Here is a 21,375-nt window from a genome sequence, read left to right as displayed (position 1 = left end):
GGTGCGCTCAGAGCGAGCGAACGCTGGGGCTGGCCGCGCGGCCAAGCATCAATTCGGAAAGAGCCCAGACGAGCGCGTCGAGCCGGTCGGGCGAACGCCCCGGCCCTGCATATTCACCGCCAATCAGCATGCCGCACATCTGGTCTTGTAGCTGCGGGAAATTGCCCGCGTGTCGGACCCGGTCCGAGGCGTAGAGCGCAGCTACGGGTTCAGCGCGGGCGACCTTGCCGCGGCTTGCATGGACGAGCTTAACAGGCAGACCGGCATCGGCTGCGCGCAGAACGCTTTCGACCATTTCTCCGCCTTGGTTAGCCTCCGCAATAATACGATCGCTTCTCCAATGGTGCGCTGCTTCGGCAACGGCTCTGGCCCATTGTTCGGGCTGAGCTCTTGCAACGGAGCAATCGGCCAGCACCCACGCTTTGTTGTCTTCGCCCAAGGCCGCCACAACGATCCCGCATTCGTCTCCGGTCGACGAAGTTGGTGGATCGACGCCTATGACGATTCGCCGGAAACCGGGTGGGCCAGCCTCTTCTTTGCTTTGTTCAAGAAGCGAACGGCTCCACAAGGCCCCTTCTATGTCTTCAATCAACTCGCCTTCGATTTCCTGCCGCCCCAGCTGCGAGCCAGCGAACTCGTCCGCGATCGCTTCGAGAAAGCGAGCCGGAAGATTGGCCGAATTGTCGTAAGTCGAACCGCGCGTTACCGCGGTGGCCTGACTGGTTTCCTGCTTGAGCAAGCGCTGTACGAGCGGGACGGCTCTTGGGGTTGTGGTGACAGCGATGCGCGGATCGTCACCGAGGCGTAGCCCCATCAGTAAATTGTCCCACGCCCGTGTTGCCCGGCTATGCGAAATCGGCCATTTGCCTACCTCATCGCACCACGCATGACTAAACTGCGGTCCGCGCAGGGCTTCCGGTTCACCGGCGGAATAAAGATGTGCCTCGGCCCCATTGGGAAAGCGAACGCGGCGCAAGGATGGCTCGAACTCGGGGCGCCGGTCTGGCGGTGAACAGGCGAGCAGACCGCTTTCCCCTTCGACCATGACCGCTCGCGCTTCGGCGAGCGACGACGAGACTAGGGCTATGCGCGCTTCGCTATGGCTTTCGGCGATGCTCCTAACCCATTCAGCGCCTGCTCTGGTCTTTCCGAAACCGCGCCCAGCCATGATGAGCCAGACGCGCCATTCTCCATCGGGCGGCAATTGAGCCGACCGTGCGATCATGTTCCAATGGTAATCGAACTCGTTGCGTTCTTCCTGATTGAGCGCTGCTGCCAATTGCCGGGCGACCTTGTTTTCCTGTCTTGCGATCCAGTCGAGCTCGCTGGTCACTTATCGTCACCTTTGCGTTCTTTCTCCTTCATCACCTGCTCGCGGATGGCCTGCACCTTGCGGTCAATCGAGGCGCGAACCTGTGCGGCGCTGACATTGCGCTGCGAGGCTTGTGCTCTGGCAGCGTTGTCGCGGTGAGCGGCAAGCAGACGAATTGCGTTTGCAAAGTCGTACTTGTCGCTGTCCCTGGTCTGCTGATCGCCTTCGCGCAGGCGCCGGAGAACTTCCATCTCGAGGTGGAGGTATCCCTCGTACAGCGCGTCCAGCCACTGGCGGGCGAATTCGGGTTCCGCCCGGCGAACCTTGTAGGCCCGGCTTACGCTGATGCCTGCGTTTCGGGCCGAAAGGCTGACATTCGAGCTTTCTGCAAGGTAGTCGAGGAAAAGCCCCCTCCAGTGACGGTTCAGGCCAGACTTCTCTCCTTGTTTGAGCTGAGATTTGATTCTGGTGCGTTTACGGATCGAAGCCATGAGCAGCCTTTCGGATTACCGGAAAAGAAAAGGCGACCCTTTCGAATGAAAGAGCCGCCAGCTGCGCGTCCCGGTTGGCCCGGAAGCGAATCACAGATTTTTGATCCTTCACCTACCTAACCAAAGAGCGTGACGATGTCAAGATAAATAACCAAATGGGTTATAACAAATTGAGTTGCACGGGTGAGGGCTGTGCCTTAACCCCCCGCGCCAGAAAACAGATAAGGACTTCCTTCGGTGGCTTGGCTGCGCGCTCTCTACAACTGGACAATGGACAAGGCCGCGCACCCGCATGCGGTTTGGTGGCTGGCCTTCTTCTGCTTCATCGAAGCCAGTTTTTTCCCGATCCCGCCGCATCCCCTGCTGGGCCTCATGTGTCTTGCCGAGCCAAAGAAGGCGCTCCGGTTCTCTATCATCGCAACGCTGGCATCGGTCGCTGGCGGCTTGTTTGGCTACGCGATTGGATACCTGCTCTACGATTCGGTGGGTGTCCCGCTGCTGACGATGATCGGCCTTATCGACAGCCTGCCCGCAGCCAAGTGCACGTTCGACGAATACGGCGCTTACGCGGTGACAATTGCAGCGGCGACGCCTGTCCCGTTCAAACTGCTGACCATCACCGCCGGATTCCTGGCGATGGACCTGGTGCCTTTCCTCATCGCAAGCCTTGCGGGAAGGGCGCTGATCTTTGTGACGGTCGGCATCCTGTTCCAGATCTTCGGACGCCCGATCAAGCGGATCATCGATGAGTATCTTGGCACTGTAACGACGGTCTTCGTGCTGCTTGTGGTAGGCGGTTTCCTTGCGATCACTCAGCTTGGCGGAGGTGATGACGAGGCAGGCGACGAGGACGTTTGCGCTGCCGCAATAGAAGAACCGGCGCAGCAACAGTGATTGAGAATTTCCGCCCCGGAGCCGCTCAGAAAGTCGTCTCCGAGGCTGCCGGGAGCGGAGCTTCTTCCTATTCGTGGCCGTGATCGGCTCAGGGATCATGGCTGAGACGCTCGCTGGCGGGAACGTCGCAATCGCCTTGCTTGCGAACACCGTGGCAACAGGTGCGATCCTCTATGTGCTGATCGCCGTGCTCGGCCCGATTTCGGGCGCTCATTTCAATCCGGCGGTGACTTTTGCATTTCTCATTCGGCGCGAAATCAGCGCGAAGATGGCGGCGGCATTCGTGTCCGCCCAGATCGTCGGCGGTGCAATCGGGGCTTTTGCCGCGCACCTCATGTTCGATCTGCCAGTCTTTCAGTTCTCGACAAAGGCGAGGGCCGGGATCGGGCAGTGGACTGGGGAGTTCGTTGCGACCTTCGGCCTTGTGCTGACGATCCTGTTGCTCGTCAGGCTCCGACCGAGCGCTATCCCGGCGACGGTCGGGCTCTACATCACCAGCGCTTACTGGTTCACCTCATCGACCAGCTTTGCGAACCCGGCGATCACCGTGGTGCGATCTCTATCGGACACCTTTGCAGGCATCGCGCCGGTCGATGTGCCGCTTTTCATTGCCGCGCAATTCGCCGGGGCAGGGGTTGCAGTCGCGCTCGCCGCCTGGCTCGCGCCGAGGAACGTCAGGAGATAATCCCGACAGCCTTTCCAGCACGCTCGAACATCGAGAGGATCGTTTCGACCTCTTCCGATGAGTGCTCGGCGCACAGCGAACACCGCAGCAGCGTCATGTTCGCAGGCGTTGCAGGAGGACGGGCGAGGTTGACGTAGAGGCCCTCTTTCAAGAGCGCTTCCCACATTGCAGCACCGCGTTCGAGGTCGGGCATGATCACCGCGACAATCGCGCTCTGCGGCTCATCGGTGCCGATTTCGAAACCAAGCTCGGTAAGCCCTGCATGCAGGCGCTTCGAATTCTCCCACAGATGCGCGCGCTTGTTCGCGCCGTGCATCAGCTTGCGGATCGATGTGGCAGCGGTTGCAACGACGCTCGGCGGCAGGCTGGCGGTGAAGACATACGGACGGCAGACGAGCCGCAAGATGTCGAACTTGGGATGATTGGAGACGCAGAAGCCGCCGACAGTGCCGACGCTCTTGGAAAAGGTGCCGATGATGAAATCGACATCTTCGATGACGCCCTGTTCCTCGCAAACGCCGCGACCGTTCTCGCCGATGAAGCCCATCGAGTGCGCTTCGTCGACCAGCACCATCGCGCCGTAATTTTTGGCGATAGCGACCATTTCCTTGAGCGGCGCGACATCGCCGAGCATCGAGTAGACACCTTCGAGCACCACCAGAATGCCCGCGCCTTCAGGAATGCGCTTCAAGCGCTTTTCCATCGCTTCGATGTCGTTGTGGCGGAACGGCACGATCTCCGCATTGCCCATCGCGCAGCCATCATAGATCGATGCGTGGCTGTCGATGTCGAGGACGATATAATCGCCTTTGCCAGCCAGCGTCGAGATGATCCCGAGGTTCGCCTGATAGCCGGTTGAGAAGACCATCGCGTGGTCCATCGCGTAAAATTCCTTGAGCGCGTCCTCGCACTCCTTGTGACCCTGATACGTGCCATTAAGGACCCGGCTACCCGTCGTGCCCGAGCCGAATTCGGTCAACGCATCGCGGCCGGCATCGAGCACGTCCGGATCAAAGGTCATGCCCATGTAATTGTAGGTGCCGAGCAGGATCGTATCGCGCCCGTTACAGATTGCGCGGGTCGGCGAGAGCACCTTTTCCATCACCAGATTGAACGGGTCTTCCACGCCGCTTGCGAGAAGGGTCTCGCGGGTCTGGATGATCGGATCGAACTTGGCGAACAGGTCCGCGCCCGGCGTCTTGGTCTGGGTTGCGCTGTCGGTCATGGGGGTCTCTTCTTAGCTGCCTTGCAGCTTGTGCACGGCTGTGACGAGCTGGCCGTAAGTCTCGATCTCGGCCTGCTGGTTCATGCTGATGATGATGTCGAATTCGTCCTCGATCTCGGCGACGAAGTCCATCACCGTGAGGCTGTCGAATTCCAGATCGTTTGCGAAAGTCGTGTCATTCGTGATCGTCACGCCCTTCTTGTTAAAGGGTTCGATCAGCGCGCGGATGCGTTCATCAACTTCGGCTTCGGTCATCGTGAATATCGCTCTTTCGCAAATCTTGAGGCTTTGCAGGTCTCAGGTGGCCTTGCAAAGCGTGGAGAGGCCAAGCTTGTCAAGCTTTCGCGCCGGTGGCACACCTTGTCCCTGCAATTGGGGAAAGTGTGGGGAATGGCACAAGTTGGGCCGGACATAGGGACTGAGGAAGGTACGGTAAAGGCCGCGCCTGCAGATGCAGAGCCCAAGGACCGCGAATTCTCCGCACATGCGATCCATCTTTTGCGCACCTCGCAAATTAACACACTGACACTTTCGCAGATGGCCGACCAGAAGGCTTCGATCCTGATCGGTGCGACCTTTGTCGTGTTCTCGCTGGCTGTGACCCGGCTGATCGGAACCGAGATGAGCTGGTCGACGGTTTCGCTGGCGGTGACCGCCTTCCTGTCATCGCTGAGCGCGGTTTTCGCGGTCATCCCCTCGCTCAGCAAACCGCCGAAGGATCTTAACCTGCTCAATCCGTTATTCTTTGGGCATTTCGCGGCAATGGGAACCGATGAGTGGTCGGACGAGATACTTGATCGGCTGGAATGTGACGAAGATCTGTTCCGAACGATGCTCAGGGACATTCATCAAAACGGCCAAGTGCTTTACCGCCGCAAATACCGTTTTCTGACATGGGCTTACCGCATATTCCTGTTCGGACTGGCGGTGACGATGATGATCTATTTTGGCGAATCGATCACCGCCTCTTGATGGTCAAGTGGGCAGCAGCTCATTCACTGCATTCATGAACGGCATGATCGACACAGGTTTCGCAAGATAGCTGGCGGCACCGGCTGCGCGGATACGCTCTTCATCGCCTTTCGCGGCAAAAGCGGTAACCGCAAGCACCGGAATGTCCGATAGTCCGCTATCCTGCTTGGCCTGCGCGATGAGTTCGATGCCCGAAATTCCCGGAAGCTGAATATCCATGATGATCAAATCAGGCTGAACGCTTCGTGCAGTTTCGAGCACTTTTTCGCCTTCGGCCACAGGTTCAACCTCGAAACCGTTCGCTTTTAGCACGTCGCAGAACAATCTCCGGTTGAGATCGTTATCCTCGACAACCATAACTCGCTTTGTCACACCCGCGCCCCAAAGGTTGATCTAAGAGATCAGCGTAACCCTGCAAGAAGGCCATCACAATCCCTCTCTCTACTGAAACGCAAATGGATCGCGGGCCGGCGCATGGCCCGCAGCGTGCCGCGACGCTCGCTCTCGCAGCGATCGGCTGGCTAATGCAGGACACTGATCGTGCAGAACGTTATCTGGCGCTGACCGGGTTGGACCCTGACGCTCTTAGAGCGGGCCTCGGCGACAATCAGGTGCTTTCATCCGCGCTGGATTTCCTCGCCAATCACGAGCCCGATCTCGTGCGTGCTGCCGAAGCTCTGGCGGTGACGCCCGAAGAGCTGGTGGCTGCCAGAAAGGAGCTCGCAGCATGAGCCGCCCACTCGTCATCAGCGATTGCGACGAAGTCATCCTGCACATGGTCGCACACTTCAAGGAATGGCTTGAGGAAACCCAGGGCGTCAATTTCGACCTCGTCGGTGGTAATTTTGGCGAGGCTTTGAGCTGGCAGGAAACCGGCAAGGTGCTCGAAGCCTCCGAGGTTTGGCGTATGCTTGGCGGTTTCTTCGACACAGAAATGGAGCGGCAATTGCCAATCGCAGGCGCGGTCGATGCGCTGAATGAGCTGAACGAGCATGCCGATGTCGTGATCCTCACCAATCTCGTGGATTTCCGCCGCGACAAGCGCGCAGAGCAACTTGCTGCTCACGGACTTCACGCCAAGGTCTTCACCAACCAGGGGCCAAAGGGCCCGGCGCTTCAAAAGATCATCGAAGAATATGCACCCAGCCGCGCGATGTTCATCGACGATCTGGCGCAGCATCACCGGTCGGTGAAAGAAACGGCGCCGGACGTCGTTCGCTTGCATTTTTGCGGCGAGCCTATGATCGCCGATGGCATTGACTGCGCGCACGAGGCTGGACACGCCGATGCCCGGATCGACGTCTGGTCCGACGCGCTCCCTTGGCTCAAGGCACAATTGGAGAAGTAAATTCATGTCTATCGAAGCACGCCTTGCCGAACTCGGCATCGACCTTCCCGCTGCCGCTGCGCCTGTTGCGAGCTATGTTCCGCTCGTGGAGCAGGGGGGCTTCGTGCACATCTCCGGCCAGCTCCCCTTTGTAGATGGCAAGGTCGTTACCGGAAGATTGGGCGAAGATGTCGACCTAGAAGGCGGGATGGAGGCTGCAAGAGCATGCGGATTGATGATCCTTGCGCAGCTCAAGGCAGCTGGATTGCTTGAAAAGGTCGAGCGGGTCGTAAAGCTTGGCGCTTTCGTTAACTCGACTGGCGAATTCACCGATCAGCCCAAGGTCGCAAATGGCGCATCGGACCTGATGTTCGAGGTCTTCGGCGAAAAGGGGCGCCATGCACGCGCGGCTGTGGGCGTGCCGGTCCTGCCGCTGGGTGCTGCTGTCGAGGTGGATGCTGTCATCGCCATCGCGCAATGACCCGGCGCAACGCGCCCGACTGGCTGACCAAGTGGGAATACGCCCATCGCGGGTTGCACTCACCCGGTGTGCCCGAAAACTCGCTTGCCGCGGCCAGAGCTGCGATGGCTGCGGGCATGGGGATCGAGTGCGACATCCAGCGCACTCTCGACAAGCAGCCCATGGTTTTTCACGACTGGGAACTGGGCAGGCTTACGGATGGATCGGGCCTGACCGAGGTTTTCAGCGCTGAGGAACTGGAAGCTTTGTTCCTTCAGGACAGCGAAGAACGGCCGCTTCGCCTGTCTAGGTTGCTCGAAGAAGTCGCAGGCAAGGTGCCGCTGCTGATCGAGATCAAATCGCGGCCAGAATACGACGTGGAGCGTACCTGCCTGTGCACCGCCGAAATGTTGAAAGACTATGACGGGGAACATGCCGTGATGAGCTTCGATTACAAAGTCGGCGAATGGTTCGCCGCGAACTCGCCGGAAACCGTGCGCGGGCTGGTCTGCACCGACACTCTCGACCTCGGCTTTCTCGGTGCCTGGCGTGCGTCGGGAGCTATCGAGTCGGCCGCACCCGATTTTCTCGCCATGGACATCCGCGACCTGCCCTCGGCGATCCCCTCCATGTGGCGCGAGAGCGGGCGGCCCTTGCTAAGCTGGACGGTTCGCAGCGCTGAGTTGCGCGAACATGCCCTGGCGCACGTCGATGCCCTTATCAGCGAGGGCGAGGGGCTTGCGTGACGGCAGAGGCGGCTGATCCCGGCGAACTGACTGTCCGCCTCGCACCCGGAGTGCGGGAATTCGAGGCGGAGGATTGGAACGCGCTCGGCGGTTTTCGCAATCCGTTTGTCAGCCATGAATTCCTGACCGCGCTCGAAGATTCGGGCAGCGTGGGGGAGGGCACCGGCTGGGACCCCGTGCCGATAGTCGTCACCGACGCTGAAGGTCGCCTAAAGGCCGCAATGCCCAGCTACGCTAAGGGGCACAGCCAAGGCGAGTATGTTTTCGATCACGCCTGGGCGGATGCGCTGCACCGAGCGGGGCGGCACTACTACCCCAAGCTGCAGATTGCGGCCCCCTTCACGCCAGCGAACGGACCGCGGCTGCTCTTGTCCGACAACGCATTCGCGCCGCACCTGCTGAAAGGCGCGGAGGTCGTATGCGAACAAAACGGCCTGTCCGGCGCCCATGCGACATTCATTGAGCCGGATCAGGTTTCGCTGTTCGAGGCGGGCGGCTGGCTGATGAGGAGCGACATTCAGTTCCACTGGCTCAACCGCGACTACGACAACTTCGATGGTTTTCTGGACGCGCTTGCTTCGCGCAAACGCAAGAACCTACGAAAAGAGCGCGCAGCGGCGCAGGATGGCCTGAAAATCGAGCGTCTGAGCGGAGACGACATCAAGCCGCATCACTGGGACGCGTTCTGGGTGTTCTATCAGGACACAGGTGCGCGCAAGTGGGGCACACCGTATCTGACGCGCGAGGCCTTCACGCTGATGGGCGAACGCATGGGTGAAAAGATGGTTCTCATCCTCGCATATGAGGATGACGAACCGATCGCAGGCGCGCTCAATTTTGTGGGAAGCGATGCGATCTACGGGCGATACTGGGGCTGCACGCGCGATGTGCGCTTTCTGCATTTCGAGCTGTGCTATTATCAGGCGATCGACATCGCGATTGAGCGGGGGCTTCCAAGGGTGGAAGCAGGCGCTCAGGGTGGGCACAAACTCGCGCGCGGATATGAGCCGGTCAAGACATTGTCAGCGCATTGGCTGGCCGATGAAGGGTTTCGCGCAGCGGTTGCCGACTTTCTCGAAAGAGAACGAGAGGGCGTTTCAACCGATCAGGTATTCCTCGATCGCCGCACGCCCTTCAAAAAAGAGGACTGAGCCCCCAGCAATCAGGCGGCGCGGCGCTCTTCCGACAGCCAGCGACGCGCGCGGCGCTGAGCTTCGGCGATTTCGCGGGCGGTCATTTCGTCAGAGACGTCAGCGCGGCACCAGCCGGCTTCTTCGTGCCCGCGCGATGCTGCAAGGTTGAACCACTTGTGTGCCTCGACCAGGTCGCATTCGACCCCATTGCTGCCGGTTGAATAGGATACGCCGAGATTGAAGAGCGCGGCGATGTCGCCACCCGCTGCATCGGCTAAAAATCCAGCAATCGTCAGATCGATCGCACCGCTTTGAAGCGACCGGGCTTCTCCTGCATTGAACGTTTCAAGTTTCATTTCAATTCCCCGTTAACCCCCGGCCCATTCCCCCTTTGAGGTAAACCCCAATCGGACCGTGCACCCCCAGACCTCACGGATCATGGTCAACAAATGGTTAACGTTGCGCGCCTTTTTTCGCGCAGTATGAGGCTGATGCGCCGTATTTGAGCGGTTTTCGACATGCAATCGACCGGCGTTTGGCAAAGCGGCTTGCGGGGAATTGGCTGCTTGCCTATAGGCCGCGCGAGAGACGAGGCTTGTCATGCGGCAAGCGGGCCAAGGGAACATCCACGCAAAAACCCTGGATGGTTTTGCGAGAGGTTTTGGGATTAGAGAACCAGATGGCAGCGGCGGCTTCTGACGACAGTAAAATTCTCGATAAAGCGAAGAGTCTTTTTCCTGAGAATTACGTCCCCAGCGACGACGAAGAATACATGAACGAGCGGCAGCAGGCTTATTTTCAGATGCTGCTGATCGAATGGAAGCGCTCTATTCACACAGCCGCAGGTCAAACGCTCCAGTCGCTTGCCGACGGCCCGATCCGCGAAGCTGACCTGAATGACCGCGCATCAAGCGAGACCGATTGGGGGATCGAGCTGCGCACCCGCGACCGCCAGCGCAAGCTTGTTTCCAAGATCGACTCCGCGCTGCGCCGCATCGACCAGGGCGAATATGGATATTGCGAAGTGACAGGCGATCCGATCGGATTGAAGCGCCTCATCGCAAGGCCAGTCGCCACGATGACTGTCGAAGCGCAAGAAGCGCATGAGCGCCGCGAGAAGATCTCGCGCGACGACTAGGCAACTTAGTCTCTTCAACGCTCAAAACGGGCGTTGCGCATTCAAGTCTGTCGATCTTTCGTTCCAGAATGAGACGCTAGTTCATTGAACCGGCGCTGCGGCCTTATTCTTTACGGCTCGTTTACCTCGAAGTCTTAGCTCCCCTCTTGCGTTCGGCGAGCGGTGCAGTGAACCTTGTCGAACGGGGGTCGAAAACAAAAAGATCATCCCGATGGGGCTAGGAGTTACTGCTAATGACGGGTGTCGAAACCAGAAGCGATTCACGCGACAGCCTATTCTTGCTTGCCAATGTGAGCATCGAGAACGAGAGCGAACAGCACCGGGTCCGTGTGCGCAATCTGTCCGATGGCGGTATGATGGGCGAAGGTCCCATGCGTGTCGCGCGTGGCAATCGCGTCACTGTCGAACTGCGCAATGTCGGTAAAATCAAAGGCAACGTAGCCTGGGTGCAAGACCAGCGCTTCGGTATCGCATTCGATGAAGAGATCGACTCTCAGGCAGCCCGCAAGCCGAGCGGTGCTCCGCAGGAATCGTCGGTCGGCTCTGCAATGATGTCGCATGCACACCGCGCTCCGCCGCCACCAAAACCGCAGAATATCCGCAAGGTCTGACACTGCACGCTATTCGCGTCGACAGACACGACACTTTGGACTGAATAATCTCGCGCAAGCTGCTAATCCGGCAGGCGTGATACGATTCCTCGCTACCTTCCTGTCTGCACTTTTAGCCGCGTCCTGCAGCCCCGGTGGCGAGCGCGGTCCGGTCGACGTCGCGATTTTCGGAAACGAGAACGCGCTCTTTCAGCAGGGCGTGAGGCTTTCCAGCGCCGCCCAGCATTTGCGCGCTGCAACCAATGAAGGCCTCGTTGCGCTTGACCCTTCGGGACAGGTCGTCCCGGCGATTGCCGAACGCTGGATCGTTACCGATGACGGGCGCAGCTACATCTTCCGACTTCGCGACGCGAATTGGCCGGATGGCGAGGAACTGACGGCCGAGGACGTGCGGACCGCTCTTCGGGAGAGGATTGCCCAGCTCGAAGGAACGTCACTGGGCCTCGATCTCGCCAAAGTGACGGAAATTCGCGCAATGACCGGGCGGGTCGTCGAGTTGCGCTTGTCGGGGCCGATGCCCGAATTCCTCCGCCTCCTCGCCCAACCCGAATTGGGCCTGACCAAGCGAGGGAGCGGTGTAGGGCCCATGGTCATGTCTCGCGACGAGGATTCGTCCCTGGCGCGCCTTAGCGTTCTCCCACCTGAGGCGCGGGGCCTGCCTGCTCGTGAAGACTGGGAGGATCTTTCGCGCGGGCTGACCATTCGTGCAATCAGCGGGCAAGCGGCGGTCGATGCCTTTACCAGCGGCGAGGTCGACCTGCTTCTCAACGGTACAATCGCGACCTTCCCGCTCGCGCAGTTGGGACCGCTTTCACGCGGGACAGTTCAGGTCGACCCTGCGTTAGGCTTGTTCGGGCTGATCTTTCGCAGCGATGCGGGCCTGCTTTCCGATCCCGACCGACGCGAGGCGCTGTCGATGGCAATCGATCGAGCGGCGCTCATCCAGCCTTTCGGGCTAGGCGGTTGGCGAGCGAGCACCTGGATTGTGCCGTCCGACCTGTTCAGTCCGCAGCGCTATCCCGCCTCGCGGTGGGACGACCTGACTTTCGAGCAGAGGCAAGCAACCGCCCGTGCGCGCATTGCTGCATGGGAGGCTGAGACGGGCGAGGAGGCAAGCGTCACGGTCGGAATGCCCGCCGGACCGGGGAGCGAGTTGCTGTTTCGTCAGATCGCCACTGCCTGGCAGTCGATCGGGGTCAGCGCGACACGCGTTGGAATGGGTGAAGGCGGCGACCTTGAACTGCGTGACCGCCTCGCGCGCTACTCCTCGCCCCGCTGGTTCCTCAACCAGCTCAACTGCACCATCGAACTGGGCCTGTGCTCTCCGACTGCCGACGAACTTGTGCGGGATTCGCTCGAACTGCGCGATCCGGCAGCCAAGCAGGCGTTGCTCGCAGAAGCGCATGCCGAATTGGTCGCAGCAGAGGTCTTCATTCCCTTCGGTGTACCCGTGCGTTGGTCGCTGGTGCGCGGTGCGGTGAGCGGATACCAGGCGAACCCCTGGGGCCTGCACCCCTTGTTCCCGCTGTCGGAGCCCACCACATAGATTGGAAAGGAGAGTGCAATGAACGGTCCTGAAGGACCCCGCCGCCCCGTGGTCGAAAACCCATTTGCAGAGCGTCCCCAAGTCATGGGCATGTCGCTGCCAACCGGCACCGATCCCGCATCGGTCCGTGCCCGCGTAGAGGCGATGGAAATGCTGCTAGAACGCAGCTTTCGGGTGCCGGGCGTCAACGTACCTATCGGGCTCGATGCATTGATCGGGCTCGTCCCGGTGATCGGCGATTTCATCACCACCGCGCTTGGCGCCTACATCGTGTGGGAAGCCCGCAATCTCGGCATGTCGAAGTGGCAGCTGACACGCATGGGCACCAATGTCGCGTTCGATACGCTACTGGGACTCGTTCCGCTGGTCGGCGATGCGGCGGACTTCGTGTTCCGCTCGAACACTCGCAACCTGCGCATCATCAAGAAGCACCTCGACAAGCACCACCCCGAAACGCGCGTCCTCGAAGGCTGAGCCGCTCACGGCTGGTTTCAATCGATACCGTCTTGGTCTAGCGGTGAGGCATGGCCGACACCGTCACTTACACGAGCTATCTCGACCTCGGGAAAATCCTCGACAGTCAGCATCCGGCATCGGGCGCGCATGACGAGATGCTGTTCATCATCGTCCACCAGTCGGGCGAATTGTGGCTCAAGCTGTGCCTTCACGAATTGACGCTGGCGCGCGAGCATATCGAGGCAGATGATCTGCGCCCGGCGTTCAAGATGCTTTCACGCGTGGCGCGGGCGCAGGAGCAACTGATCCAGAGTTGGGACGTGCTCTCGACCATGACCCCGCACGATTATTCGACGATCCGCCCGCATCTCGGGTCTTCGAGCGGCTTCCAGTCCCCGCAATACCGGATGATGGAATTCATGCTCGGCGCGCGCGACGCAAAGCACATCCGCCTCCATGAAAAGACCGGCGACTGGTCACAGCGCCTCGAGAGCGAAACGACCCGCGCGAGCATTTACGATGCGGCGATCCACTTGCTGGCGAAGCGCGGATTTGCAATCGACGCGGATGTGCTGGAGCGCGATCCGACCAAGCCTTACGTCCACAATGCCAGCGTCGAGGCTGCTTGGGCCCAGATTTACCGCAAGCCGAGCGCGCACTGGGACCTTTATGAACTCGCGGAGAAACTGGTCGACCTCGAATATCACTTTCAGCGTTGGCGGTTCGGCCATCTGAAGACGGTCGAGCGGATCATCGGCTTCAAGCGCGGCACGGGCGGGACGCCGGGTGTGCCTTACCTCGAAGGCGTCTTGAAACAGGCGTTTTTCCCCGAGCTTTTGAGCGTCAGGACCGCGATCTGATGGCTCGCAAGATCTGGGACATTTCGCAGCCGCTGCGGCCCTCGCTTCCCGTTTGGCCGGGCGATACCGCCTTCACGCAGGCGCGCACGTGGCAGATGGAAGACGGATCGCCGGTCAACGTTTCGGCGCTGACCTTGTCGACCCATTCGGGCGCCCATGCGGATGCGCCGCTGCACTATTCGCAGGAAGCGCCGGACATCGCCTCAGTCGGTCTTGACCCTTATCTTGGCGAATGCCTGGTGGTCGATGCACGCGAAGTGGGGGCGCTTATCGAAGTCGGCGACCTACCTCACATCAATTCCGCCGATCGCGTGCTCTTTCGCACTTTCAAGAGCTTTCCGCACGAGGAATGGGACGAGCAAACGACCGCGATTGCACCTGAGACGATCGAATGGCTCGCCGTGCAAGGCGTGAAGCTGATCGGGATCGACGGCCCCTCGATCGACCCGCAGTCCTCCAAGACGATGGACGCGCACAAGGCGGTGCTCAAACACGATATCCGCGTGCTGGAGGGGTTGGTGCTCGATGACGTGGAGGAGGGACGATACGAATTGATCGCTCTCCCACTCCTTATCGTTTCCGGCGACGCATCGCCCGTGCGGGCCATTTTGAGGGAACTCCCCGATGCTTGATCGCGCCCGCGAACTCGATGCGGCCGACCCACTCGGCGCCTACCGCGACCGCTTCGTAGTGCCAGAGGGCGTGATCTACCTCGACGGCAATTCATTGGGCTGCCTGCCCAAAGCAACGCCTGCCGCGATGGCGCGAGCGGTGGAGCGCGAATGGGGTGAAGGCCTCATCCGCAGCTGGAACGAAGCTGGCTGGTTTGGCCTCGGCGCGCGCGTGGGCGCAAAGATCGCCCCCTTAATCGGCGCGCAGCCTCACGAAGTCATCGCCTGCGACACTGTAAGCGCGAACCTCTTCAAGCTGATCGCAGCTGCGCTCGACATGAGGCCGGGGCGCAATGTGATCCTGTCCGAGCCGGGTAACTTCCCGACCGACATCTACATGATCCAGGGTCTTGAGCGGCAGGGCTTGGCGACCCAGCGCCTTGCGCCGCGCGATCAGATACCCGCGGCGTTGGACGATGATGTCGCACTGCTGATGCTCACCCACGCGCATTACAAGTCCGGCGAGTTGTTCGATATGGCGGCGCTGACCAAGGCTGCTCATGATGCGGGTGCGCTGGTCCTGTGGGACCTGTCGCATTCGACCGGAGCGATGCCGGTCGACCTCAATGGCGTGAACGCGGATTTCGCCACCGGGTGCGGATACAAATATCTGTGCGGCGGCCCCGGCGCACCTGCCTTTGCTTTCGTTGCGGAGCGCCATCTTGCGGACCTCAAGCAGCCGCTCACCGGCTGGTTCGGCCATGCGCGCCCGTTCGCTTTTTCCGACGAATACGAAGCCGCTCCCGGTATCGAGCAATTGCAATGCGGCACCTCGCCCGTCCTCGGCCTGACCGCGCTTGAAATCGGGGTGGACCTCATCGCAGAAATCGGAATTGGTCGGCTTTATGCAAAATCGCAGGCGCTTTCGGAGTATTTCCTCGAATGCCTGTCTCAAGTTGGCATCGATCTCGACCTCATCAGCCCGCCCGTTTCCAGCGAGCGCGGCAGCCAGCTCTCCTTTCGCCATCCGCAGGCCTACGCGATTTGCCAGGCGCTGATCGGGCGCGGCGTTATCGGAGACTTCCGCGATCCGGATATCCTGCGCCTCGGCTTTGCGCCTGCCTATCTGCGTTTCGAAGACATGGCCGAGGCTGCGCGGCATCTGGCCGAGGTGCTCGGAAGCGAGGAATGGCGGCGAGACGAATTCAACCGTCGCAGCGCGGTTACGTAATCGCCCGACTAATCCCTCGCGCAAACTTGCCAGCGTGAAAGAGCCTTGCCATCCCTTGTCTCGCTACGCGAACTGGGGGGTGAGCACGATGGCAGATACCGCGAGATCCGGCCGCTTTTTCGAGATCATGGGGTGGATTTTCCTTGCCCTCGTCATCGCAGGCTTTGGCACGTTGCAGGTGGTCAGCCCGGAACTGACCAGCCCGATGCGCCCGACGCTCCTCGTGCATATCGTGCTCTTCCTGGCTTGGTATGCCCTCCTGATTGTCCAGCCGCGCCTCATCGCGGCCCGCGATATCCAGACTCATATGAAAGTCGGCAAAGCCAGCATCGCGCTAGCTTTCGCAATGGTAGGCATCGGCTTTGTCGTGATCCGCGAAGCCTACCTCAAGCCCGGCTGGTCGATCGCCGGAATGTCCCCGCAGGCATCGGTGATGTTCCCGTTCACCGACATGATTTTCTTCCCGCTCGCATACGGACTGGCGATCTACAATCGCGGCAAGGCCGACGCGCATAAACGCTTCATGCTGTTTGCCGGCATGGTGATGCTCGATCCGGCTTTGGCACGCCTCGTTGGAGGGCTGGGACTGCCGCCGCCGATCATCATGGCGATCGAGCTGACGCTGGTTGCCTCAGTCATTATCTATGACCGCAGGACGCTTGGACGGGTACACCCCGCGACATGGGTGGGCTCGGCCATGATCGTGCTGACCTATCCGGCGGTGTTTGTGCTGGCGCAAACACAGGGATGGAGTGACTTCGTGACCGCAATGTTCGGAGTCGCGCCGACACCCTAGCTTCGAAGGCCTTGCCGACTTGTGCGCGCGGTGATGGCTTAGCTTTTCCCGGCCCCATTGTGTCGCCAGTGTCTTTCCATGAACAGATAGGTGACCGAAGCCGTCCAGGTGACCATGACGAGACCATTCAAAGCCTCGACTCCGCTAAGCATGCGAACCTGTCCGGTGGGGTAAATGTCGCCGATGCCGAGCGTCGTGTAGCTCGTGATGGAGAAATAGAAGGCATCGTAGAAAACGCCTGTTTCCGGTCCTGCAATCGCTCCCACTGACCAGACATGCTCGAGCAAGATGAAGCCTCCGGCATAGAGGAGCACGTGAGCGATATGCGATACGATCGCCGACGACAGCATGATCCAAAGGCGTGTGCGGGGGCGAACCTCGAACTCATCAGCCCCGCGCGCAGCGAGCCTGAGGGTCTCATAGTGAATGAGGATCGTAGCTGCGATCAGCAACGCTGATAGTGCAATAGCGGCCATTCCGAAATCATCGAACGGATCGCCGCCAAACGCAACAATTCGCGCAAGAGCGGTTTTCTAGGCCTCCAGCTCGATATCCCAGTAGAGCCAGTCCCGCCACGTCTCGTGGAGGTAGTTGGGCGGGAATTGCTTGCCATGCTGTTGCAGCTGCCAGCTGGTCGGGCGGATCGGCTTCATCCGCACGGGCATATGCGCTTGTTTAGGTGTGCGTCCGCCCTTCTTCATGTTGCACGGCGCGCAGGCGGTGATGATGTTCTCCCACGTGGTCTTTCCGCCGAGCCTTCGCGGCATGACGTGGTCGAACGTCAGGTTGTCGGGGCTTCCGCAATACTGGCAGCTGAACTTGTCGCGCAGGAAAACGTTGAAGCGTGTGAAGGCGGGAAACTCGCTCTGTTTCACATATTGGCGCAGCGCGATCACGCTCGGGATCTTCATGTCGAGCGATGGCGAGTGAACCTCGCGGTCATAGCTCTCGACGATGTCCACCCGGTCGAGGAACACCGCCTTGATCGCGGTCTGCCAAGGCCACAGGCTCAAGGGATAATAGGAAAGCGGGGTGTAGTCCGCATTCAGGACCAGCGCGGGGCATGCCGACAGGTTGCGTGTCGGGTCCTCCTCAGCGCTGCGGAACTTGGCCGCCGTTTCGATCAGTTCGCTTCTGAACACGGGTTAGCGTTCCTCCCTGATTGAATAGAACATGCCGTGGCAACTTTAAGAGTCAAAGTCGTGACAATGTGGCTATCCACAGGGACAGCCTGTGGATGACCTGTGAAGAGCGAAAGAATATGACCTTTTTGCAGCCTTGTGTCATGTCTGGTGCATGAGCGACCTTCCCCTCGTAACGCGATTTGCGCCAAGCCCCAACGGGCATTTGCACCTGGGGCACGCTCTTTCGGCCATCGTCGCGCATGACATCGCGAAGGCCGCAAACGGCCGATTTCTCATGCGGATCGAGGACATAGACGGCCCGCGCTCGCATCCCGAACTGGCTGACGAGTTTCGCCGCGATCTCGAATGGCTGGGGCTCGAATGGGAAGAGGTTCCGGCTCAATCGACCCGGCTTGACAGCTATGCCGAGGCGGCGAGCGATCTTGTCGAGAGGGGCTTGCTTTATCCGTGCACCTGCACGCGCAAGGAGATCGCATCTCTGCCGAAGCGCACTGGCGCGGACGGCATCGAATTTCCCGGCTCCTGCCGGGACAAATGTGATGGTGCTGCGGGCGAAGGAGCGGCGCTCAGGATTGATGTCGAGCGGGCGCTTGCCGAGGTAGGCGAGATCGTCTGGGTGGACGAGAAGATCGGCTCGGTCGTTGCTGATCCAAGGGCGCTCGGTGACGTCGTAATAATGCGCAAGGACCTGCCCGCAAGCTACAATCTCGCCGTTACTCTCGACGATGCCGCTGACGGTGTGACGCTGGTAACGCGCGGGGAGGACCTGCTTGAGACCACGCATATCCACCGCGTCCTGCAGGAGCTTCTGAAGCTTCCTGTGCCGACCTGGCACCACCATGAACTCGTTCTCGACGAAGACGGTGAGAAGCTTGCAAAACGGCGTGGATCGCCGCCTCTTTCCGACCGCCGAAAGGCCGGAGAAGACGGACTCGTGCTTGCCGAGCAAGTGCGGTTGCGCAATTTCGAGCTTGGAACTTAAGGTCCGACCGCCCATTTAACTGTCATGAATTACATTCTCGTTCCCATTCTCGTCATCCTCTGCATCCTCGTGGTCGTATCGCTGGTGCGTGGGATTATCGCCTTTCTCAAGACGACCAAGATCGATCTTGAAAGCGGCGAGGCCGAAACCGTGACCGAGATGCAGATGTTGCAGAACAAGGCCATGTTCTCGCGCATCAAGTACCAGGCCATGGCGATCGCGGTCGTGGCGGTGATTGCCCTGCTTGCAAGCGGCGGCTAACCCGCTGGCCTATGGTCAAGCTCAACAAGATTTACACGCGCACCGGTGATGACGGGACGACTGGTCTCGTCGATGGGTCACGCTCGCCCAAGCATTCGGCGCGGATCGCAGCGATCGGCGCGGTGGACGAAGCCAATAGCGCGATAGGCTTGGCACTGGTGGCCACGGGCCAGAAAACGCCCATCGGTGGAGCTTTGCTGCGCGTGCAGAACGACCTCTTCGACCTTGGAGCAGACTTGGCGACGCCGAAAGGCGCGCTGGATGGCGAAGATTTCCAACCCGGCGAAATGGTGCTGCGCGTCGTGCAGGGCCAGGTTGACTGGATCGAGACACAGATCGACCACTTCAACGAAAAGCTTGAACCGCTTTCGAGCTTCATCCTTCCCGGCGGAAGCGAGGCAGCGGCTCGTATGCATGTGGCGCGCGCCTCGACCCGTGCGGCTGAGCGCGCTGTTACGGCGCTCGCAGAGCTTGAGCCGGTTAATCCGGCGGCTTCATCCTACGTGAACCGCCTGTCAGACCTGCTCTTTGTGCTTGCTCGCTGCTGCAACGCAAACGGGGCGGACGACGTGAAATGGGTCCCCGGCGCTAATCGCTAGCCAGCGCGCTGCATCCTCGCTAGTGAGCGCGCTTTGCTGCACTTGCGAAGGGAAATGACGCCATGCGGAATATCGCCGTTATCGGAGCGGGCCAGATGGGCACCGGGATTGCTCAGACTGTTGCTGCGCATGGAATGCAAGTAATGTTGTCCGACGTAGACCTCGCCACTGCCGAGGCGGGCAAAGGCAAGGTCGAAAAGGCGCTGGTCAAGCTCGCAGGGCGCGGCAAGATCGAAGCGGACGAGGCTGAAAAGCTGCTTTCGCGCATCACTCCTGTCGCCGACTATTCGCCGATGACGGATGCCGACCTCATCATCGAAGCCGCAACCGAGCGCGAGGAGATCAAGAACGCGATCTTCGAAGCGGCTGGCAAGGTCCTTCGCGAAGACGCGATTATGGCGTCGAACACCAGCTCGATCCCAATCACACGCATGGCGAACCATTCGCCCGATCCCGCGCGCTTCATCGGCCTTCATTTCTTCAATCCCGTTCCCGTCATGGGCCTGATCGAGGTTATTCCGGGCCTCGCAACCGCCAAAGCGACAACTGAAACCGTCACCGCGTTTGCCGAAGGCCTGGGCAAGGAAGTGGTGTTGAGCCAGGACGAGCCCGGATTCGTCGTGAACCGCATTTTGCTGCCGATGATCAACGAAGCGGTCTTCGTGCTCGGCCAATCAACCGCCGGGATCGAGGATATCGACAAGGGCTGCCGCCTCGGCCTCAACCATCCGATGGGTCCGCTCCAGCTTGCTGACTTTGTCGGGCTCGACACCTGCCTCGACATCATCAAGGTGCTCTACAAGACCACCCGTGACAGCAAGTATCGTCCAGCGCCGCTTCTCGTGAAATATGTCGAAGCTGGCTGGCTGGGGCGCAAGACGGGCCGCGGTTTCTACGATTACACGGGTGAGGCGCCGGTTCCGACCCGCTAAGGCACCGTCCTGCCGTCACTGCGCTGATCTTTGTGGAACTCCTGGCGGGGCGAAACGGTATCTCTCTTGAAGGAGAAACCCGATGACCGACACGACCAAGCCGCTGAGCCAGGAAGAACGCATGTCTTCGCTCGCCCCCGAAATGCATAATGACGAGCAGGACGATCACCGCAGTCAGGCGCAGGAAATCGCCATGCAGGCCAAAGAGCACGCTCAGAATGCAGCGCCGACAGAAGGTCTGAAAGTGGCATCACCCGGCGTCGACAATGTCGCAGGCAGCGAAACCGACATGATCGACCAGATGCGCGACATGGAAGACAGCGGCCACATCGACAATGACGCGTTCGCTGGTGAGCCGAACCACGACGACAACGTCGACAAGTACGACAGCTAAGAATCTATCGGAAAATGGTACGAGCGCCTGGCGAGAGCCGGGCGCTTAGCTGTGTTCAGAAGCCTTCGCCGGGCTGGGGAACCCTGTCGCCGACCGCTGTCGATGGTGCGCGAAAATCCCTTGCATTGGGGTTTGGGCCGCTCTCGCTGCCGCCTCGGCCTCTGGACGCAAAGCTGTTCGTCGAAGAACTGCCGCTGTCCTCGGGCTCGTAATCGCCGAAGTCCACGTCAAGCTCGCTCGCGCCTTGCGAAAAGCCGTTTCCGCCTTGCGAACTTGCTGCCGGACCTACATTCCAGTCGTCCGACAATCCATCATCCGACCACCCGCTGACGGCCACCTCTTCGGCGGGTTTTTCTGTCGCTGCTTGCGCTTCCTGCTCGGCGGCGGCGCGCTCGTACTGGTTCGGACCGGAGGGTGTCACGAAGGATCCCGCTCCGAGCGAAATCACGACGGCTGATGCCGCGACGACACCGACAAAAGCGAGCGTACGCTTCGGGTTTCCAAGGACGTTTTTCGACATAGTCCCACTTGCTTATAGCATGGTGGTTAAGGTTTGGTAGAAGCGTGT

The 21,375-nt window shown here is 60.1% G+C and carries 30 protein-coding genes; 21 read left to right on the top strand and 9 right to left on the bottom strand.

Annotated features, from left to right (window positions below; genetic code table 11):
- Positions 1-7: 7 nt before the first annotated feature.
- Together NAP1_RS11850 and NAP1_RS11845 are read right to left on the bottom strand one after the other, a co-directional pair.
- Entirely contained in the window at positions 8-1,333 is a 1,326-nt protein-coding gene (locus tag NAP1_RS11850; RefSeq protein WP_007165542.1) for a DNA-packaging protein, read from the bottom strand.
- Positions 1,330-1,803, bottom strand: coding sequence for a hypothetical protein (locus NAP1_RS11845; protein WP_007165541.1), 474 nt, complete (start codon positions 1,801-1,803; stop codon positions 1,330-1,332). Before NAP1_RS11845 ends, NAP1_RS11850 begins: the two co-directional genes overlap by 4 nt.
- A 270-nt stretch (positions 1,804-2,073) precedes the next feature.
- Here NAP1_RS11845 and NAP1_RS11840 point away from each other — a divergent pair, with 270 nt between their 5' ends.
- Both NAP1_RS11840 and NAP1_RS11835 read left to right on the top strand, forming a co-directional pair.
- Positions 2,074-2,697: a YqaA family protein gene (locus NAP1_RS11840; protein WP_007165540.1), complete on the top strand. Its 624-nt coding sequence runs from the start codon at positions 2,074-2,076 to the stop codon at positions 2,695-2,697.
- Between the two features lie 73 nt (positions 2,698-2,770).
- Positions 2,771-3,382: an aquaporin gene (locus NAP1_RS11835; protein WP_007165539.1), complete on the top strand. Its 612-nt coding sequence runs from the start codon at positions 2,771-2,773 to the stop codon at positions 3,380-3,382.
- Here NAP1_RS11835 and NAP1_RS11830 read toward each other — a convergent pair.
- Positions 3,372-4,607: an aminotransferase class I/II-fold pyridoxal phosphate-dependent enzyme gene (locus NAP1_RS11830; RefSeq protein ID WP_007165538.1), complete on the bottom strand. Its 1,236-nt coding sequence runs from the start codon at positions 4,605-4,607 to the stop codon at positions 3,372-3,374. The genes NAP1_RS11835 and NAP1_RS11830 overlap by 11 nt on opposite strands.
- Before the next feature lie 12 nt (positions 4,608-4,619).
- The gene (locus NAP1_RS11825) at positions 4,620-4,862 is read right to left on the bottom strand and encodes an acyl carrier protein (RefSeq protein ID WP_007165537.1); all 243 of its coding nucleotides are present in this window, start codon (positions 4,860-4,862) and stop codon (positions 4,620-4,622) included.
- Between the two features lie 135 nt (positions 4,863-4,997).
- On the opposite strand from NAP1_RS11825, the gene NAP1_RS11820 reads away from it, so the two are divergent.
- Positions 4,998-5,579, top strand: coding sequence for a Pycsar system effector family protein (locus NAP1_RS11820; RefSeq protein WP_007165536.1), 582 nt, complete (start codon positions 4,998-5,000; stop codon positions 5,577-5,579).
- Between the two features lie 3 nt (positions 5,580-5,582).
- Here the strand turns inward: NAP1_RS11820 and NAP1_RS11815 are convergent, their stop codons facing one another.
- Positions 5,583-5,951: a response regulator gene (locus NAP1_RS11815; RefSeq protein WP_040464442.1), complete on the bottom strand. Its 369-nt coding sequence runs from the start codon at positions 5,949-5,951 to the stop codon at positions 5,583-5,585.
- An 83-nt stretch (positions 5,952-6,034) separates the two neighbouring features.
- Between NAP1_RS11815 and NAP1_RS11810 the strand changes: the two genes are divergently transcribed.
- The 5 genes from NAP1_RS11810 to NAP1_RS11790 are packed head-to-tail and all read left to right on the top strand — an operon-like array spanning position 6,035 to position 9,263.
- A complete protein-coding gene (locus tag NAP1_RS11810; protein ID WP_007165534.1) occupies positions 6,035-6,310 on the top strand; it encodes a DUF3572 family protein in 276 nt (91 codons plus the stop codon).
- Complete coding sequence (locus NAP1_RS11805; RefSeq protein ID WP_007165533.1) at positions 6,307-6,927, top strand: hypothetical protein; 621 nt, start codon at positions 6,307-6,309, stop codon at positions 6,925-6,927. Before NAP1_RS11810 ends, NAP1_RS11805 begins: the two co-directional genes overlap by 4 nt.
- A 4-nt stretch (positions 6,928-6,931) precedes the next feature.
- On the top strand, positions 6,932-7,387 hold the full coding sequence (locus tag NAP1_RS11800) for a RidA family protein (RefSeq protein WP_007165532.1): 456 nt from the start codon (positions 6,932-6,934) through the stop codon (positions 7,385-7,387).
- The gene (locus tag NAP1_RS11795) at positions 7,384-8,112 is read left to right on the top strand and encodes a glycerophosphodiester phosphodiesterase family protein (protein WP_007165531.1); all 729 of its coding nucleotides are present in this window, start codon (positions 7,384-7,386) and stop codon (positions 8,110-8,112) included. Before NAP1_RS11800 ends, NAP1_RS11795 begins: the two co-directional genes overlap by 4 nt.
- Positions 8,109-9,263: a GNAT family N-acetyltransferase gene (locus tag NAP1_RS11790; RefSeq protein WP_007165530.1), complete on the top strand. Its 1,155-nt coding sequence runs from the start codon at positions 8,109-8,111 to the stop codon at positions 9,261-9,263. The genes NAP1_RS11795 and NAP1_RS11790 overlap by 4 nt, the downstream gene beginning before the upstream one ends.
- An 11-nt stretch (positions 9,264-9,274) precedes the next feature.
- Here NAP1_RS11790 and NAP1_RS11785 read toward each other — a convergent pair whose 3' ends face one another.
- Positions 9,275-9,601, bottom strand: coding sequence for a sel1 repeat family protein (locus NAP1_RS11785; protein ID WP_007165529.1), 327 nt, complete (start codon positions 9,599-9,601; stop codon positions 9,275-9,277).
- A 323-nt stretch (positions 9,602-9,924) separates the two neighbouring features.
- On the opposite strand from NAP1_RS11785, the gene dksA reads away from it, so the two are divergent.
- The 8 genes from dksA to NAP1_RS11745 all read left to right on the top strand — a co-directional run bounded on the left by dksA (position 9,925) and on the right by NAP1_RS11745 (position 16,494).
- Positions 9,925-10,383 (top strand): RNA polymerase-binding protein DksA, encoded by a 459-nt coding sequence (gene dksA, locus NAP1_RS11780; protein ID WP_007165528.1) that lies wholly within the window; start codon positions 9,925-9,927, stop codon positions 10,381-10,383.
- Positions 10,384-10,616: 233 nt separating this feature from the next.
- Complete coding sequence (locus tag NAP1_RS11775) at positions 10,617-10,994, top strand: PilZ domain-containing protein (RefSeq protein ID WP_007165527.1); 378 nt, start codon at positions 10,617-10,619, stop codon at positions 10,992-10,994.
- 76 nt (positions 10,995-11,070) lie between these two features.
- Entirely contained in the window at positions 11,071-12,540 is a 1,470-nt protein-coding gene (locus NAP1_RS11770; RefSeq protein ID WP_241761215.1) for an ABC transporter substrate-binding protein, read from the top strand.
- Positions 12,541-12,630: 90 nt separating this feature from the next.
- Complete coding sequence (locus NAP1_RS11765; protein WP_156777386.1) at positions 12,631-13,014, top strand: DUF4112 domain-containing protein; 384 nt, start codon at positions 12,631-12,633, stop codon at positions 13,012-13,014.
- A 50-nt stretch (positions 13,015-13,064) separates the two neighbouring features.
- Positions 13,065-13,856, top strand: a complete 792-nt coding sequence (locus tag NAP1_RS11760) for a tryptophan 2,3-dioxygenase (protein WP_007165523.1) — start codon at positions 13,065-13,067, stop codon at positions 13,854-13,856.
- Entirely contained in the window at positions 13,856-14,488 is a 633-nt protein-coding gene (gene kynB, locus NAP1_RS11755) for an arylformamidase (RefSeq protein WP_007165522.1), read from the top strand. Before NAP1_RS11760 ends, kynB begins: the two co-directional genes overlap by 1 nt.
- The gene (gene kynU, locus NAP1_RS11750; protein ID WP_007165521.1) at positions 14,481-15,698 is read left to right on the top strand and encodes a kynureninase; all 1,218 of its coding nucleotides are present in this window, start codon (positions 14,481-14,483) and stop codon (positions 15,696-15,698) included. Before kynB ends, kynU begins: the two co-directional genes overlap by 8 nt.
- A gap of 88 nt (positions 15,699-15,786) precedes the next feature.
- Positions 15,787-16,494, top strand: a complete 708-nt coding sequence (locus NAP1_RS11745) for a hypothetical protein (protein WP_007165520.1) — start codon at positions 15,787-15,789, stop codon at positions 16,492-16,494.
- 38 nt (positions 16,495-16,532) lie between these two features.
- On the opposite strand, the gene NAP1_RS11740 is transcribed toward NAP1_RS11745, so the two are convergent.
- Entirely contained in the window at positions 16,533-16,970 is a 438-nt protein-coding gene (locus NAP1_RS11740; RefSeq protein ID WP_007165519.1) for a potassium channel family protein, read from the bottom strand.
- 57 nt (positions 16,971-17,027) lie between these two features.
- Positions 17,028-17,621 (bottom strand): HNH endonuclease, encoded by a 594-nt coding sequence (locus NAP1_RS11735; RefSeq protein ID WP_371170589.1) that lies wholly within the window; start codon positions 17,619-17,621, stop codon positions 17,028-17,030.
- A 169-nt stretch (positions 17,622-17,790) separates the two neighbouring features.
- On the opposite strand from NAP1_RS11735, the gene gluQRS reads away from it, so the two are divergent.
- The 5 genes from gluQRS to NAP1_RS11710 all read left to right on the top strand — a co-directional run bounded on the left by gluQRS (position 17,791) and on the right by NAP1_RS11710 (position 20,807).
- Positions 17,791-18,621 carry a tRNA glutamyl-Q(34) synthetase GluQRS gene (gene gluQRS, locus NAP1_RS11730; protein WP_007165517.1) on the top strand — a complete coding sequence of 277 codons (831 nt, stop codon included), beginning with the start codon at positions 17,791-17,793 and terminating at the stop codon, positions 18,619-18,621.
- A 24-nt stretch (positions 18,622-18,645) separates the two neighbouring features.
- Complete coding sequence (locus NAP1_RS11725; protein ID WP_007165516.1) at positions 18,646-18,882, top strand: HIG1 domain-containing protein; 237 nt, start codon at positions 18,646-18,648, stop codon at positions 18,880-18,882.
- A gap of 11 nt (positions 18,883-18,893) precedes the next feature.
- Complete coding sequence (locus NAP1_RS11720; RefSeq protein WP_007165515.1) at positions 18,894-19,481, top strand: cob(I)yrinic acid a,c-diamide adenosyltransferase; 588 nt, start codon at positions 18,894-18,896, stop codon at positions 19,479-19,481.
- 62 nt (positions 19,482-19,543) lie between these two features.
- The gene (locus NAP1_RS11715) at positions 19,544-20,413 is read left to right on the top strand and encodes a 3-hydroxyacyl-CoA dehydrogenase NAD-binding domain-containing protein (RefSeq protein WP_007165514.1); all 870 of its coding nucleotides are present in this window, start codon (positions 19,544-19,546) and stop codon (positions 20,411-20,413) included.
- A gap of 82 nt (positions 20,414-20,495) precedes the next feature.
- On the top strand, positions 20,496-20,807 hold the full coding sequence (locus NAP1_RS11710; protein WP_007165513.1) for a hypothetical protein: 312 nt from the start codon (positions 20,496-20,498) through the stop codon (positions 20,805-20,807).
- A gap of 55 nt (positions 20,808-20,862) precedes the next feature.
- On the opposite strand, the gene NAP1_RS11705 is transcribed toward NAP1_RS11710, so the two are convergent.
- Complete coding sequence (locus tag NAP1_RS11705; protein ID WP_007165512.1) at positions 20,863-21,327, bottom strand: hypothetical protein; 465 nt, start codon at positions 21,325-21,327, stop codon at positions 20,863-20,865.
- Positions 21,328-21,375: the final 48 nt, after the last annotated feature.

This window comes from Erythrobacter sp. NAP1 (assembly GCF_000152865.1).
Taxonomy (GTDB): Bacteria; Pseudomonadota; Alphaproteobacteria; order Sphingomonadales; family Sphingomonadaceae; genus Erythrobacter.
The sequence above is the reverse complement of the archived record's forward strand: the minus strand, read 5'-3'. Positions and strand labels throughout refer to the sequence as shown.

Excerpts from the sequence above, each read along its gene's own strand:
- NAP1_RS11845 (WP_007165541.1), bottom strand. The coding sequence starts at position 1,803 with ATGGCTTCGATCCGTAAACGCACCAGAATCAAATCTCAGCTCAAACAA.
- NAP1_RS11840 (WP_007165540.1), top strand. The coding sequence starts at position 2,074 with ATGGACAAGGCCGCGCACCCGCATGCGGTTTGGTGGCTGGCCTTCTTC.
- NAP1_RS11830 (WP_007165538.1), bottom strand. The coding sequence starts at position 4,607 with ATGACCGACAGCGCAACCCAGACCAAGACGCCGGGCGCGGACCTGTTC.
- NAP1_RS11825 (WP_007165537.1), bottom strand. The coding sequence starts at position 4,862 with ATGACCGAAGCCGAAGTTGATGAACGCATCCGCGCGCTGATCGAACCC.
- NAP1_RS11820 (WP_007165536.1), top strand. The coding sequence starts at position 4,998 with ATGGCACAAGTTGGGCCGGACATAGGGACTGAGGAAGGTACGGTAAAG.
- NAP1_RS11810 (WP_007165534.1), top strand. The coding sequence starts at position 6,035 with ATGGATCGCGGGCCGGCGCATGGCCCGCAGCGTGCCGCGACGCTCGCT.
- NAP1_RS11805 (WP_007165533.1), top strand. The coding sequence starts at position 6,307 with ATGAGCCGCCCACTCGTCATCAGCGATTGCGACGAAGTCATCCTGCAC.
- NAP1_RS11800 (WP_007165532.1), top strand. The coding sequence starts at position 6,932 with ATGTCTATCGAAGCACGCCTTGCCGAACTCGGCATCGACCTTCCCGCT.
- NAP1_RS11795 (WP_007165531.1), top strand. The coding sequence starts at position 7,384 with ATGACCCGGCGCAACGCGCCCGACTGGCTGACCAAGTGGGAATACGCC.
- NAP1_RS11785 (WP_007165529.1), bottom strand. The coding sequence starts at position 9,601 with ATGAAACTTGAAACGTTCAATGCAGGAGAAGCCCGGTCGCTTCAAAGC.
- dksA (WP_007165528.1), top strand. The coding sequence starts at position 9,925 with ATGGCAGCGGCGGCTTCTGACGACAGTAAAATTCTCGATAAAGCGAAG.
- NAP1_RS11775 (WP_007165527.1), top strand. The coding sequence starts at position 10,617 with ATGACGGGTGTCGAAACCAGAAGCGATTCACGCGACAGCCTATTCTTG.
- NAP1_RS11765 (WP_156777386.1), top strand. The coding sequence starts at position 12,631 with ATGTCGCTGCCAACCGGCACCGATCCCGCATCGGTCCGTGCCCGCGTA.
- NAP1_RS11760 (WP_007165523.1), top strand. The coding sequence starts at position 13,065 with ATGGCCGACACCGTCACTTACACGAGCTATCTCGACCTCGGGAAAATC.
- kynB (WP_007165522.1), top strand. The coding sequence starts at position 13,856 with ATGGCTCGCAAGATCTGGGACATTTCGCAGCCGCTGCGGCCCTCGCTT.
- kynU (WP_007165521.1), top strand. The coding sequence starts at position 14,481 with ATGCTTGATCGCGCCCGCGAACTCGATGCGGCCGACCCACTCGGCGCC.
- NAP1_RS11745 (WP_007165520.1), top strand. The coding sequence starts at position 15,787 with ATGGCAGATACCGCGAGATCCGGCCGCTTTTTCGAGATCATGGGGTGG.
- NAP1_RS11740 (WP_007165519.1), bottom strand. The coding sequence starts at position 16,970 with ATGGCCGCTATTGCACTATCAGCGTTGCTGATCGCAGCTACGATCCTC.
- gluQRS (WP_007165517.1), top strand. The coding sequence starts at position 17,791 with ATGAGCGACCTTCCCCTCGTAACGCGATTTGCGCCAAGCCCCAACGGG.
- NAP1_RS11725 (WP_007165516.1), top strand. The coding sequence starts at position 18,646 with ATGAATTACATTCTCGTTCCCATTCTCGTCATCCTCTGCATCCTCGTG.
- NAP1_RS11720 (WP_007165515.1), top strand. The coding sequence starts at position 18,894 with ATGGTCAAGCTCAACAAGATTTACACGCGCACCGGTGATGACGGGACG.
- NAP1_RS11715 (WP_007165514.1), top strand. The coding sequence starts at position 19,544 with ATGCGGAATATCGCCGTTATCGGAGCGGGCCAGATGGGCACCGGGATT.
- NAP1_RS11710 (WP_007165513.1), top strand. The coding sequence starts at position 20,496 with ATGACCGACACGACCAAGCCGCTGAGCCAGGAAGAACGCATGTCTTCG.
- NAP1_RS11705 (WP_007165512.1), bottom strand. The coding sequence starts at position 21,327 with ATGTCGAAAAACGTCCTTGGAAACCCGAAGCGTACGCTCGCTTTTGTC.